This is a genomic window from Anoxybacillus sp. P3H1B, assembly GCF_001560855.1.
In the GTDB taxonomy this organism is placed as follows: Bacteria; Bacillota; Bacilli; order Bacillales; family Anoxybacillaceae; genus Anoxybacteroides; species Anoxybacteroides rupiense.
Window position 1 is genome coordinate 466808 of sequence record NZ_LPUG01000011.1, and the last position, 14169, is coordinate 480976.

At 41.4% G+C, this 14169-nt stretch carries 13 protein-coding genes; 9 read left to right on the forward strand and 4 right to left on the reverse strand.

Going from position 1 to position 14169, the window contains the following annotated elements; genetic code table 11:
- Positions 1-12: 12 nt before the first annotated feature.
- Entirely contained in the window at positions 13-285 is a 273-nt protein-coding gene (locus AT864_RS06435; RefSeq protein WP_044745261.1) for a DUF6123 family protein, read from the forward strand.
- A gap of 15 nt (positions 286-300) precedes the next feature.
- Here the strand turns inward: AT864_RS06435 and AT864_RS06440 are convergent, their stop codons facing one another.
- Positions 301-1230, reverse strand: coding sequence for a DMT family transporter (locus tag AT864_RS06440; protein ID WP_044745260.1), 930 nt, complete (start codon positions 1228-1230; stop codon positions 301-303).
- A gap of 16 nt (positions 1231-1246) precedes the next feature.
- Positions 1247-1639 carry a reverse transcriptase-like protein gene (locus tag AT864_RS06445; RefSeq protein ID WP_066147433.1) on the reverse strand — a complete coding sequence of 131 codons (393 nt, stop codon included), beginning with the start codon at positions 1637-1639 and terminating at the stop codon, positions 1247-1249.
- A 341-nt stretch (positions 1640-1980) separates the two neighbouring features.
- On the opposite strand from AT864_RS06445, the gene AT864_RS06450 reads away from it, so the two are divergent.
- Together AT864_RS06450 and AT864_RS06455 are read left to right on the forward strand one after the other, a co-directional pair.
- A complete protein-coding gene (locus AT864_RS06450; RefSeq protein ID WP_066147435.1) occupies positions 1981-2661 on the forward strand; it encodes a ribonuclease H family protein in 681 nt (226 codons plus the stop codon).
- The gene (locus AT864_RS06455) at positions 2654-2881 is read left to right on the forward strand and encodes a zinc-finger domain-containing protein (RefSeq protein ID WP_044745257.1); all 228 of its coding nucleotides are present in this window, start codon (positions 2654-2656) and stop codon (positions 2879-2881) included. The genes AT864_RS06450 and AT864_RS06455 overlap by 8 nt, the downstream gene beginning before the upstream one ends.
- A 312-nt stretch (positions 2882-3193) precedes the next feature.
- Here AT864_RS06455 and cspD read toward each other — a convergent pair whose 3' ends face one another.
- Positions 3194-3394: a cold-shock protein CspD gene (gene cspD / locus AT864_RS06460; protein WP_044745256.1), complete on the reverse strand. Its 201-nt coding sequence runs from the start codon at positions 3392-3394 to the stop codon at positions 3194-3196.
- A gap of 343 nt (positions 3395-3737) precedes the next feature.
- Between cspD and AT864_RS06465 the strand changes: the two genes are divergently transcribed.
- Both AT864_RS06465 and AT864_RS06470 read left to right on the forward strand, forming a co-directional pair.
- Positions 3738-3989 (forward strand): hypothetical protein, encoded by a 252-nt coding sequence (locus AT864_RS06465; protein ID WP_044745255.1) that lies wholly within the window; start codon positions 3738-3740, stop codon positions 3987-3989.
- Between the two features lie 754 nt (positions 3990-4743).
- On the forward strand, positions 4744-5142 hold the full coding sequence (locus AT864_RS06470; RefSeq protein WP_066147437.1) for a sporulation protein: 399 nt from the start codon (positions 4744-4746) through the stop codon (positions 5140-5142).
- A gap of 424 nt (positions 5143-5566) precedes the next feature.
- Here the strand turns inward: AT864_RS06470 and AT864_RS06475 are convergent, their stop codons facing one another.
- Positions 5567-8131, reverse strand: coding sequence for an EAL domain-containing protein (locus AT864_RS06475; protein WP_066147440.1), 2565 nt, complete (start codon positions 8129-8131; stop codon positions 5567-5569).
- Positions 8132-9242: 1111 nt separating this feature from the next.
- On the opposite strand from AT864_RS06475, the gene AT864_RS06480 reads away from it, so the two are divergent.
- The 4 genes from AT864_RS06480 to xylF all read left to right on the forward strand — a co-directional run bounded on the left by AT864_RS06480 (position 9243) and on the right by xylF (position 14162).
- Positions 9243-10229, forward strand: coding sequence for a sugar-binding protein (locus tag AT864_RS06480; RefSeq protein ID WP_066147441.1), 987 nt, complete (start codon positions 9243-9245; stop codon positions 10227-10229).
- Positions 10226-11677: a sensor histidine kinase gene (locus AT864_RS06485; RefSeq protein ID WP_066147442.1), complete on the forward strand. Its 1452-nt coding sequence runs from the start codon at positions 10226-10228 to the stop codon at positions 11675-11677. Before AT864_RS06480 ends, AT864_RS06485 begins: the two co-directional genes overlap by 4 nt.
- On the forward strand, positions 11655-12899 hold the full coding sequence (locus tag AT864_RS06490) for an AraC family transcriptional regulator (protein ID WP_066147444.1): 1245 nt from the start codon (positions 11655-11657) through the stop codon (positions 12897-12899). Before AT864_RS06485 ends, AT864_RS06490 begins: the two co-directional genes overlap by 23 nt.
- Before the next feature lie 183 nt (positions 12900-13082).
- A complete protein-coding gene (gene xylF / locus AT864_RS06495; RefSeq protein WP_066147446.1) occupies positions 13083-14162 on the forward strand; it encodes a D-xylose ABC transporter substrate-binding protein in 1080 nt (359 codons plus the stop codon).
- Positions 14163-14169: the final 7 nt, after the last annotated feature.

Sequence of the window (14169 nt, forward strand, 5' to 3'; positions counted from 1 at the left end):
GGAGATCCGTGTATGAGAAAGCAAACAATCGAACAATATTTTCTTTTTTTAGAGAGCAAGGGCTTCCGTTTCCATGAAGATGTTTTTCGTTTTGTTCAGTTCGGAAAGCAATATGTGCAAGCAAGTGATGAACTAACCATTATGGCTCTGGAGTGGACGCTAAAAATTCAAAAGCAGTTTGACGGCAGCTTTTTTCTTTCGCTGCTTGAAGAGTTTTGCCAACAGAGGCTGGAAACGCGCCAGCAGGTACAGTTATTCATGAAAGAAAAAGGATTGATTGACTAAAAAAATCCTCGAAGGTTAGGTTCGAGGATTTCCTTGTGTAAGCGTTCGTTTGGAGAACCATGAAAAAATCGGAATTTCTGACACGATCATACCGCACAAAATGCCAATGCATCCGATGATAGAAGAAACGGAAAGCCGTTCTCCTGCCCCAATATAGGCGGTTACAGCGGCGAATACGGGCTCCATTGCAAAGATAAGCGCTACACGGGCAGCTGTTGTGTATTTTTGAAAGTTTGTCTGAATAAGGAAAGCAGCAGCTGTGGCGAACAGCGATGTAATCAGCAGAGCTGTCCATACTTGCCGCTTCGCTAAAATAGCGCCATTCCACATATTGGGGGCATCTTCAAACAAAAAGGCGCCAATGGAGCACATGACAGCGACAGTAAAAATTTGCATAATCGTCAGCAAAAGCGTTGGATAATGTGCGGAGTATTTTCCCGTGATAATAATATGCATGGCGAATGAAACAGCGCAAAAGAAAACGAACACATCGCCCTGATTAATCGATAATTCGGCTCGTTCCATCGTTAAAAAATATAAGCCGAATGCAGCGATAATCGAGCCAAATACGGCATTAGCGGTTGGCTTTTGTTTTAAAAAAAAGAAAGAGAATAGCGGCACTAATACAACGCTAAGACCGGTAATAAAACCGGCCTTTGAAGATGTTGTATATAAGAGCCCTATTGTCTGCAACGCATAACCGCTAAACAGCCACAGCCCCATCCAAAATCCGGCATATAAAAGCGAGCGATTAAAATGTTGTAACGAAGATCGTTGAAATAGAAGCAGCCAAATGAGCAAACAAATGCCTGCGATCCAAAAGCGTACAGCGTTAAAGGAAAGCGGTTCAAGAAAGGAGATCGCATTTTGAACAACAACAAATGTCGCTCCCCATATAAACGTAACAGCCAGTAGGCTAGCATCGGCGATCCATTGCTTTTTCAATGTTTCTCCCCCTTAACTAGGATTTATTTTTATGAATTGCTTGTCGAGCCAGTTCATCAGCGACATGATTGTCCTTGCTCGGAATCCATTTTAAAAAAAATAAATCCAATTTTTTCGTTAATAGGAGGGCTTGCTGTAAAAGCGGGGCGTATTGCCGATTTTTTATATATTCCTTCTCGACTGCATCATCAATGAGCTGAGAGTCTGTGCGAAAGGAAACGACGCGATAACCTTTTTCCACACAAATTTCAAGTGCTTTAATCAAAGAATAGAGCTCTGCCTCGTGATTTGACATGATACCGAGCGGAATCGAATATTGTTCTACTGTTCCATTTCCTTTAATGAAAATTCCGGCACCTGAAGGCCCAGGATTGCCGGCGCTTGCTCCATCAATATATACTTCAATCAAGTGTTCATCCCTCCGTCGTGTGAATAGCCTCGCTAAATACAGGTCGGTGCGCGGCATCATCCATGAGAAGTCGCATATGCCGCAAGCTGGTTTTTAGCTTACCGAAGCCGAAAAATAGCCATCTAGCTAAATAGAGGCAGCCTTTTCTTCTGTATTCACCAAAATATCGATTTCTTAACCTGAACTTATATCGGTTACGAGTGAAGCGCATATGAAGAACTATTGCTACTTTATCATCATTTTTAGGAAATTTCTATATTTTTTTGTTAACCATAAGCAGTTATTTCGTACGTTTGTTTGATATATAATAAAAGAAGAACAATGGCGGAAGGATGACAAAAATGGATGTAATCATTCAATGGACATATATAACTCCTAAAAAACAAGAAATTATATTAACTTCGGAGCTTCTTGAAGCGGAGAAGGCGTTATGGATGGCGGAGGATTTTGAGAAAACGGGACGTGTGAAGGACTTAGTGTTTATTGATCGGCAAAATACGTCATGGACGAAAAAAGAGCTCGTTAAGCTATTGCAAGAAGTGGAAAGCGAACCTCATGATATTATTGCTTATTTTGATGGGGGCTTTGATAACGAAACATCAGAAGCGGGAATCGGAGCGGTGATCTATTACCATCAAAATCATCAGCCATATCGATTTCGCATGAATCGCCGTCTTTATGAATTAAAATCAAATAACGAGGCGGAATACGCTGCTTTTTGGTCGGTTGTACAAACTCTTGAAGAAATGGGAGTCCATCATTTGCCGGTTGTCTTCCGCGGCGATTCTCATGTTGTGCTGAATCAGCTGTCTGGTGCATGGCCTTGCTTTGAAAAGGACTATAGTGCGTGGCTTGACCGAATTGAAGCCAAACTGAAGGAGCTCGGTATTCATCCGATTTATGAACCAATTTCTCGAAAGCAAAATAAGGAAGCGGATCAGCTGGCGTGTCAGGCGCTTGAAGGAAAAATAATTGAAAGCACAATTGAACTTACAAAGAAAGGAACTAATGCAGATGAATAGGGAGAAAAAATTAGCGAAACGAAAAGAGATACTGGCGAAACTAAACGATCTTCATTCTACATATTGTGATGGCTGTTTTATAAAAAACACACTGCGTAAGGAAGAAGGAAAAAGATCAGCGCAGTCTTTTTGTATTACCTGTTGTACGGTGGGAGAGCAAATTAAGCAATATGGGGAGATGCTGCTCACGGTTTCCTCAAGCTCTTATCAGGAGAGATAGGCGTTACCCTTTTAGAGATTATCTTAGTTCGATGCTTGTATTTAAAGGGTGAATTCGCTGGAAAGAAAGCAATGAAAAAGGAAATGGCCGAGATAACAAGATATCATGCACTGCAGCTTGATGATGACAGAGCGAACATTTGTTTGAATCATGGGCAGCGCAGGATCGGACATTCTTTTTCAGCTTGATCTGTTCATATGAACGAATCACCTGTTGTCTGCGTTGGTAGCAGCAAAAAAGGGCTAACCTACCGCTGTTAGGTCAGCCCTTGGCTTTCGCTTTCGTCTTACTTCTATGTCAACGAGCGCTTGATTATAATTTTACAACGTTAGCTGCTTGAGGTCCGCGGTTTCCTTGTACGATTTCAAAGGAAACTTCTTGGCCTTCTTCTAATGTTTTGTAGCCGTCACCTTGGATTGCTGTGAAGTGAACGAATACATCAGCTCCACCTTCCACTTCAATGAACCCATAACCCTTTTCATTGTTGAACCATTTTACTTTACCGTTTTGCATAATACTTAATTCCTCCTAATACCTTTAGCACCTATGGCTAATTAAAAAATTTTATCAAATAACGGAATATACTCCACAGCGGTCTAAGGTGAACGTGCGTGCTGCTTGGGTTGAAATATATTCTGTTAAATGATGTTTTTACTATACACTAATGCAACGTCATCGTCAAGGAAAAGAGAGTGAAATTCAGAAAAAATTTGCAAATTTTTTGGTAATATTCTAATCCAAAAGGGGAATGCCGTGTGACTGGCGAATTACTTGATTAAGACATAAAAAGAAGCGCGTATGAATATATAGCACTTATCATATATTGAGAATACAAGTGCAAAGGGGGATATTGCGTATGTATCGTGGAAAAATCGCTGGAAAAGAAGTGATTATCCATTTAGGAAGACGAGTGAAGACACAGAATGTTGATGTGCGTAAGCTTTATCATACCGTTCTTTCATATGGCGAAACAGCTTTTCAAAAAGGACAGCAGACGTTTTGTATTTACAATGATCATGTAGGGATGATCGTCGCTGAACTGGAGCAGCATGATGTTCCTGTTATTCGGGTGGATTATGTTATTGAAAACCAAAATGTTTACGAGTAATTCCAAAGTGTATACAATCTTTCTAATCGGACGCGCCAAAGGATGGCGAACATCATATGTGGGAGCAATGGAAGAAAAAGCTGTGAACGAAGGTGAATATTGGCTGTCGTTTAGCATGTTTATTTAACATCATCCACCGAGAGGTCTCTCAGCTCATAACGGGGTGGGGATGCGGGGTTTTGTCTCGCTCCATGTTGCCTTTGCGCTAGATCAATCATGTAATGGAAAGATGAAACGGGCGATATCCATCAAACACACGATCGGAAGGCAAGTACAACCACTTGCCTTTTCGTTATGAATCGGCTTGATAAAGGCTAGAACAGTCCCCATCAATGGTTCTGTGAAGCGGCGTGGCTCGACCATCCGCTCGTTTCTTAGACCGATGGACGGGATGAAACGAGCGGGATTTGTTTGGAGTTTTGTCATGCATTTACCTCATAGAGGGACGCCGTGGTTTGTCTTTGATCGTCGATTTTCTGAAGATGATTCTCACTATCTGCCAATTGCATGTTGGCGGATAAATTTTATATTGACAAAATGGTTTTTGTGGAATAAATTAGAAAATAGAAAGTGATGGAAGCGCTGTCATTTTCTCGATAAGCGCTCAGACCTTTGCTTAAATGGCATGGGTCTTTTATCTTTTTTTTGCTATATAGACAAGAAAATGAAACAAGATCGGAGTGACAAACGTATGTTATATCGTTCACATTAATAAAGAAAGAGTATAAAAGATAATGTAAGAGGTGACAAGAGGATGCTATTGCGGAAAATGATGTCCAAACTAGGTGTTGGTTCAGCATATGTGGATCTGCTTTTAAATAAAAATATACTTCATCCCGGAGATGTGATTGAAGGGCAGCTGTATATTCGCGGCGGCACAGTGGAGCAGAAAATTAAGAAGCTTGATGTCGATTTTGTTTGCAAAATGCTGCGAGATGGAAAGGAAGAAGATACGGTCATTGCGACCATTCCAATTGCTGGGGAGTTTATCATTAAAGAGGAACAAAAAAAATTTTTGCCTTTTTCCTATCAAATCCCTGAAGATATTCTTCCTTCGCAGCTGGGGGTTTCATATCGCTTTATCACACGTTTGCACATCGAAGACGCGATTGATACATTAGATTTTGATTACATTCAAATTGTGAAAAAATAAAAGTGTTGACAACGCTTACATGATTTGCTGCCTTATATCAATTCGGAAACCCACACATACATCTCGAATGGATCGAGGAATGTGTGGGTTTTTGTTTTTTGGTTTATCAATTATGCAAAGAAGCATAGAGTAAGAGATAGGGCAAATGGATTGCCATCCTTCATCCCTTTGTAATCACGATCTAGCCAGCATTGTGCGCAAACGTCTTTTTGACTCCAGCACACACTCCATTGTCAAAAATGATGAGCAAAACGACTCTGGCTGACTTGGTCATAAAATGGGTGACTCTTTGTCTTTTCCAAGATCCACACATCAGTCCCAAGAATCGGTTTGGTGTTTAGGGAGATAGCCGTCGAAAACAACGACAGATAGACAGGAAAACGTTTAATATATACAGGAATGGCGATCATCCGTTGATCGGTTGCTAATAAAGATGGCGAATTCCTTGAAATAATAGCTTAGTCGCTTCTTTTGGATGCAGCGGTCTGCTGAACAAGTACCCTTGCGCTTCTTGGCAACCTTTTTCTTCTAAGTAACGAAATTGATCGAGATGCTCGACCCCTTCAGCGATCACGTTCATTCCAAGGTGGTGTGCCAGCGAAATAATGGTCGTTGTAATCACGCTTCCGTAGTAAGAGCGGGGACAATCGGCGATAAAAGATTGGTCGATTTTAACCGTATCCACATCCAGCCGCTTTAAGTATGCCAGCGATGAGTAGCCTGTCCCAAAATCATCAATGGAAAGCCGCACGCCAATCTCTTTCATCCGCATTAAGTTATTTAAGATGATCGGTTCATTATAAATCATAAGGCTTTCGGTAATCTCAAGCTCTAAATATTCTGGCGATATCTGCTTTTGTGAGAGAATGGCTTCCACTCTTTTGGCAAAATGCTGGTCTTGCAGTTCTTTCACAGAAATATTGACGGCAATTCGAACGGGCGGCAATCCAATCTTTTTCCATTTTTCATGCTGTTCACACGCCTGGCGAATGACCCATTCGCCAATGGAGACAATAAAGCCGGTTTCTTCTGCTAAAGGGATAAATTCACTTGGAGGAACCGTACCGTGAACGGGATGATACCAACGGACAAGTGTTTCCATTGCGCGAATTTTTGTCGTTTTTACATCAATAATGGGCTGATACACAATAAATAACTCGCGATTTCGAATGGATTTATGCAAATCTCCTAGCAAAATGAGGTCCGGCAATTTTTTCTTTAAGTGATCATCTTGGAAAACATAGTAATCGTTTTTGCCCTTTTGTTTTACTTCATACATCGCAATATCGGCATATTGAATTAATGCATCTACGTTTTCACTATGTTGCGGATAAAGGGAAATGCCGATGCTAAGCGTCAAAAATAATTCTAAATCGTCAATTTGGACAGGATCTTGAAACATTCGCAAAATACGCTGTGCTATGTCGATTGCCTGCTCTTGATGATCGAGGTTGGGCAAAATAACGGTAAATTCATCGCCGCCCATTCTTGCTACTGTGCCGCTATTAGCCACACATTTTTTAATTAAATCCGCTGTTTTTTGCAATACTTGATCGCCAAAGCTATGGCCAAGAGAGTCGTTGACATATTTAAAGCGATCGATATCCATATATAAAACGGCCGCCATTTTTCCGTTTTCCCTGGCTTTCTTAACGGCAGCGAGAACGAGTTCAGGGAACAATCGCCGATTGGGCAAACCAGTTAACGGATCGTAATAAGCCATTTGCTGGATGCGTTCTTCCCGTTCCTCACGCTCTGTCACATCTTTTGCAATCACAGAAACGCCGATAATTTTTTTATTGATAAAAATCGGAATCGAGGTGGCGTTTAAATATAAAATCGTTCCTGTTTTATGCTGAATACGAAAATCGACATGGCGGGAGTAGCCTTCTGCTGTGTTGGCAAATGCTTCAATGGTTTTCGGCCAATCCTCTCCTATGACTAAATCATGCAATGTCATGCTGAGCAATTCATGGCGAGAGTATCCGGTAATTTGCGCAGCCGCGCCATTAGCCGCAAAAAATGTTCCGTCTAAATGGAGTGAAAATACAGCATCTTGATTGTATTCAAATAATGATTGATAATGCTGTCGGCTTTCTTGAAGCTCCTCCCGCATTCGAGCTTGTTCAATAGCTAGGCCAGCTAAGGATGAAAACGTATAGATGAGATCCATATCTTCAGTATCGGGCTCACAAGGCTCGCGATGGTACATAGCGAAAGTTCCAAGAACTTTTTTTGTTGATGAAAAAATGGGAATGGACCAGCAAGCTCGCAATCCATGCGATCGAGCTAACGCTTGATAACGTTGCCAGAGCGGGCTTGTTTGAACATCAGAAACGATCACAAGATCGCGCTGGTATGCTGCTGTGCCGCAAGAACCGGCGTTCATTTTTACCTCCATTCCATTGATCGTTTCAACATAGTCAGCAGGCAGGCTTGGCGCAGCCGCATGATAAAGCTTTTTCGTTTCATCATTCATTAATAGGATAGAACAAAGAATGTTGGGACGGATTTCTTCGACGGTACGGGAGATTTCAGTTAATATATCGGACAAAGGAAGCTCTTTCGCAATCCATTCCAGCACCTTCTTTTGTCCGGTAAGCAGCTGCCTTGCTTTTTTTTCTGACGGGATGTGATGGCACGAAATAAGAAAAAGCGTTTTTCCGTCTTCGCTGGTCATCTGAGACATATTTTGTTGAATCAATATGATTTCGCCATTCTTTTTTAATGCTCTAAATTCAAGGGAATGAATGTTATTTGGCTGATGAAGGAACAGCCATTTAGAACGGTGCCTTACCCTTTTCCGGTCTTCCGGATGAACGAGCGCAAACGGCGATGTTCCAATCAACTCCGTGCGCATATACCCTAAGTAGCGCGCAGCAAATTCGTTGACATCTACGATATCCCCGTTTTCATCTAAAATGAATTGCATGGCAGGCATAAAAAAATAGAATCGCATATAGGACGAATCGTATGAGTGGATCTCCATAAACAAAGCAACCCCAATCTGTGTAAGTGTATGTGTATTTGTGCACTTCGTTTTCATAGACTGCCAAGCAATGAATCGAAATGGTGTCATTGCGTAAATAACGAAAAGATGAAAGCAAGCGATTCTTAGCTGAGCAGCCGTTGATTTAGAGAATGATAAAAACGAGAGTTTCCCCAGTCCCCGTTAGTTTATGTACACCTGAGAGGTCGATTTTTCAGCGAGCCTAGAGATGACGTGACATAAGACAAAATGATAGAAATGCAACTGAAAGATGGAATAGTCACTGGAAAATCGACGATCTGAGGGCAAGTTGGTGTGGACTTGCCTTCGGTACGCGAATGAGATAAAGGTCGCAGCTGAACAATACCGCCTTAAGACCTATTAACAGGCTGTGAATCGATTCGTTCCCCGATTGTATAATGGCCGGAAAACAATATACCCTTTATATTAAGTCCTTCATATAAGCTGCTTTTAGACTCATTCTTTTGTCTGCAAAACGTTCAGCGATTCGGAAAATGGATAACTAAAATGAATAAGCCTCCATCCCTTCAATCCCCAAGCAGAACAAATGATGGCTTGAGGATATGTCCATGCATATGAGTATGCGGAAGTGAAAGGAAGGACTCTGCTATACTGCACGTGTCAATGCTTCAACAGCGAACAGAGAAGCGAGGACCAGACCGTTTTCATCGAGAAGAATGGAGAGCCTTTTGCTTTTGAGCGATAGCAATTGAGCCAATTCCATGTCGTAAATGCCGAAAAAACAATTTGCTAGATTGGAAAAAAGGCTAGACATCATGCCGTTTAGCCTATTTCAAATCGCATCTAATTACATATTACCATGTTTTTTTTCGGTTTTGTCGAAAAATAAAGAAGGAAAACGCTTAAAATCAAAAAATTCAGTTATATGAATAAAAATTTAAGATGAAACGAGTTAGCTCCGAAAAAGAAAGGAACACAAACCTCATATAACAACTAACAATATCAAATCAAACTATGTTCTAAATAATCAATTTATAACTTCCATCCATGTCAACAAAAGTGAATCAAATCCTATTTTTTTGCTTGTAACCGCTTTCGAAACGGATTATAGTAAAATTGGGTGAATAGTATGACAAATAAAAAATGGACGATTAGCTTAGCCGTTTTGTTTTTTCTATTTCTCTATGTTTTGATTCAATTTGTGGTTTCGACGCAAAAAATCGAAAAAACGGTTGAGCAATTGCGGCAAACGGTTCATTCTTCACCGGCCCTTCCTCATTTCGTTTTGATTTCCCAAGAACTTGATAATTTATATTGGCGAGAGATTGAACGCGGGGCAAAAGAAGCAGCCAAACATTATCATGTCAATGTGGAATATATTGGTCCATTGAGGACCAACATGGATGAACAAATGAAACTGTTAGAAAAAGCGATTGCGTCCCGCGTTGACGGCATTATTGTCCAAAGCTTAAACGATGTGCGGTTTACCCCGTTAATTAACAAAGCGATGGCACAAGGAATCCCAGTTATTACAATTGATACAGATGCCCCTCTCAGTCGCCGCCTTTCTTATGTCGGCACAAACAATCTTGAAGCGGGAAAGTTGCTTGGTCAAGCAGTGATTTCTAGAGTGAATGGTAAAAAGAAAATTGGGGTCATTATTGGAAGTGATATGTCAGCTAATCAGAACCTTCGTCTGGAAGGCTTTCGCTCAGTCATTGCCCAAAATCCATTATTGTCGATTGCAGCGATCGCTTCCTCCAATATTTCTCGAATCCAAGCCTCGATTCAAACAGAAAAAATGCTGCGAGCGCACCCTGATATCTCGGTAATGGTTGGAACGAGTGCCTTAGATGCTATTGGAATTCTAATGGCGACGAAAAATTTAAACCGCAAAGATGTTCAGATTTTTGGATTTGATAATGTCACAGAAACGCTGCAAGCGATCCGCCAAGGACAAATTGTGGCCACGATTATCCAGCAGCCATATGATATGGGATATTCTGCTGTTGAGTTAATGGTCAAGCATTTATCAGGCCAGCACATTGAAAAAGAGCATTTTACAGCGATAAAAATCGTGGACAAAACAAATGTTCAGCAGGAGGGAACGGAATGAAAATACGCATGAAACTGTTTATTTTTATCCCTCTGCTTGTACTGCTTTTAAATGTGATCGCCTTCTTTATTTTTCAAAGCGGCAAAAAAGTGCAGGAAAGCTATGATGTTATGATGCAGCGCATTTTTTTATATAAACAGGTTTCGTCTGAAATGCAAGAAAATTTGCGTTTTTTAAGTGGTTATATGATTCATCAGGACGAAAAAAACTATCGCCTGCTTGTGAAGCATCGGCAGCGGCTCGAAGATTTGCATCAGCAGCTTAGCCATCGCAAACTGCAGGGAAATGATGCTTTAACTCTAGAAAACTATAAACACATGATAGGAGTGTTTATCGAGTTAGAGGCATCCATTGTGCAGATGATGGTAAACAAACAGCTGTCAGATTATGCAGAACCCTATAATGAAATTGAAAAGGTGTCAACGTTTATTCGCGAGGATAGCCAGGCGCTTGTTGATTTAGAATTAAGCGCCTATCAGCCTGTTTATAAGCAGATGTTAATCAATATTGGCAAAATGAATGAGCTTGGCAGAATATTATTTGTTTTAACAACGCTTTTAAGCATCGTTTTTGCCATCTGGTTATCGCGAACAATCGTGATTCCAATTTATCGGCTCGTCTTTGCCGCCAAGCAAATTTCGGCTGGAAAGCTGGATGCGCATATTCCGCAAATGGATGGGAACGACGAAATCGGACTTCTAGGGCAAACCTTCCAGCAAATGATGGAAAATTTGCGTACGTTAATCTCGAAAAATATGGAAATATTAGAAAAAGAAAAGCTGGTCCGAGAATTAGAACTGAAGGCTCTGCAAAGCCAAATTAATCCGCATTTCTTATTCAATACATTGAATGTGATTTCCAAGCTCGCTTATATCGAAGGGGCAGAGCAAACGAGCGAACTAACCATCTCCACTTCGAATTTATTGCGTTACAATCTGCGCAAGCTTGATGAGCCTGTTACATTGCGAGACGAGGTGGCTCATGCTAAAGAATATTTTGCGATTCAAAAAGCGAGATTTCGCGACCGAATTATGTTTCAGCTCGACATTGCTGAAGAATGTCTTGGACAAGTCATCCCTTGCTTGACGCTGCAGCCGCTTTTGGAAAATGCCTTTGTTCATGGCATTGAAGGAATGGAGGCTGGTGCAGTGATTCGCTTATCTGTTCGTCAGAAGCGAGATCGCATCCATGTTGTCATAAGTGACAATGGAACCGGGATGGAAGAAGAAGTTCGCCAAGCGATTTTGCAATCGTCATCTTATTCATTTTCTAAAAAGGGACATTCGACGGGGCTTGGAATGGCTAACGTTTTGCGCAGACTTCGATTATTTTATGGCACAGAAGACATTGTCGATATTTGTAGCGCGCCCAATAAAGGCACATCCATTATTTTGATGTTGCCAAAACGAGAAGGGGGAGAGAAGGATGTACAAGCTGCTAATCGCTGATGATGAGCCACTTGAAAGGGAGGGACTGCAATTAATGATTGAACGGCTGCTGCCCCATCAATTTGTTATTTTTCATGCTGAGCATGGGCGCAGTGCCATTCAACAAGTGGAACAGCACAAGCCTGATATTGTATTTATGGATATTAAAATGCCGGGAATTCATGGACTGGAGGCCATTGCCGAAATTCGCAAAACACACGCGATGATGAAAATCGTGATCGTCACCGCCTATGATTATTTTGCATACGCAAAAGAAGCAATTTCGCTGGGGGTTAGCGAATATTTACTGAAGCCGGTCAAAAAAGAGCAAATTGTTTCGGTGCTCAAAAAATTGACAGCGGAAATTGACGCTGAAAGAAAAGCGCGCGAAGCGGAGCTTGATACAAAAGAAAAGCTGGCAAAGCTATATGCTCTCAGCGAGTCCACCTTTACTCTTTTTTTGATGGGGCATATTGCCGATTTTGATGAAAAACAAATGATTCCAATGGAAATAGAGTCTGGTTTTGCTTTAGCTGTTCAATTAGAATCGATGCCTGAACGCCCTGAAGCGCTGGAAGCCATGAAACACCATGTTCAAGGGGTGGGGCATTGCTTATGCAGCCCGCTTATAGACCGTCAATTTTCTATTTTTTTCAAATCTGATGATCATTGGGAGGGAAAAACCGTTTCGTTTGCGCAAAAACTCATGAAACAGCTTGAAAAAATACTGCAAATAAGAATCAAAATAGGAATTGGCACCATTCAAAAAGGGATCATAGGTTTGAAGCAATCGTATCAAGAAGCCGCCGCCGCTCTTTATTATTTGCCGGTGTTTGGACGGGTTCAGCATATTGCTGATGTACCGTTGACTGCAAGCTCAGAGGAATGGAAGCCGCTGGCAGTAGACAAACAGCAATCGGTAATCGAACAGGTAGAAGAATTTTTGCAGGAAAATTACGATCGGGACCTTTCGCTTGAAGAGGTGGCACAATCAGTCCATTTGACTCCGCATTATTTCAGCAAGCTGTTTAAAAAACAAACCGGCCAAACCTTTAGCGACTATGTGACAGGATTGCGGATTGAAAAAGCGAAGCAGCTTTTGCGTGACGCAAGCTTGAATATAAAAGAAATATGTTATGATGTCGGCTATAAAGATCCAAACTATTTTAGCCGCGTCTTTAAAAAAATAACGAATATGACTCCAAAGCAATATCGGGAGCACATTGACAGACGATCATCATAGATTGTCTGTATTTTTTTGTCCCATGACAAAAAAATGCTATCCATTTCGCAAATCACGGAAGTAAAGTATGGTATTTGTGCGATGATCGGACAAAGAAATGAAGAATGCTAGAAGAAAACGCTTTCTTTGATCATGCTATGATTAATTTGAAAATTAGGGAAACTTTTAAAGGGGGAATACAGAGTGAAATGGTGGAAACAGGCGGCAAAAGGGGCAGCGGTGTTTGTGCTGGCATCCGCGCTCACGGCATGCGGCGTCGTTTCATCGGGAAATGAAACCGCTGACAATGCAAAGAAAAAAGATGATAAGATTGTGATCGGCTTTTCGCTCGATACACTGAAAGAAGAACGGTGGCAGCACGATAAAGAAATGTTTGAAGCAAAAGCGAAAGAGCTTGGTGCAGAGGTAAAAACGCTTGCGGCCAACAGCGACGATGCAGCCCAGCTAAGCCAAGCTGAACAGCTGATTTCCGAAGGCGTCGATGTTCTTGTGGTAGTGCCGCATAACGCAGAAGCATCCGCTGCGATTGTAGAAAAAGCGCATAAAGAAGGAATTAAAGTGATTTCGTATGACCGGTTAATTAAAAATTCGGATGTCGACTACTATATCTCTTTTGATAATGTGCGTGTTGGCGAAATGCAAGCAAAAGCGATTGTGGAAAAAGCGCCAAAAGGAAATTATGTATACATCGGCGGTGCAGATACAGACAACAATGCTCATTTATTCCGCGAAGGGGCGATGAATGTATTAAAACCACTGGCGGAAAAAGGAGATATCAAGATTGTCTACGATCAGTTCTCTAAAGATTGGAAGCCTGAAGAAGCTCTCAAAAATATGGAAAATGCGTTGACAGCAAACAACAATAATATTCAAGCCGTTATTGCGGCGAACGATGGAACAGCCGGTGGTGCGATTCAAGCTCTCGCTGCTCAAGGGCTGGCAGGAAAAGTACCAGTTTCCGGTCAGGATGCAGAACTGGCAGCGCTTCAGCGTATCGTAGAAGGAACACAAACCATGACGGTATACAAACCAATTAAAGAAATTGCGACAAAAGCGGCGGAAATGGCAGTAGCGGTTGCAAAAGGGGAAAAAATTGACACGAACCAAACCGTTTCTAATGGTAAAATTGATGTTCCATCTGTGCTGTTAGATCCAATTGCAGTCACAAAAGATAATATTGTGGAGACGGTCATTAAAGATGGATATCAAAAGCTTGAAGATGTATTTAAAAATGTTCCAAAGGATCAATGGCCGAAGCAATAAAGCCGCA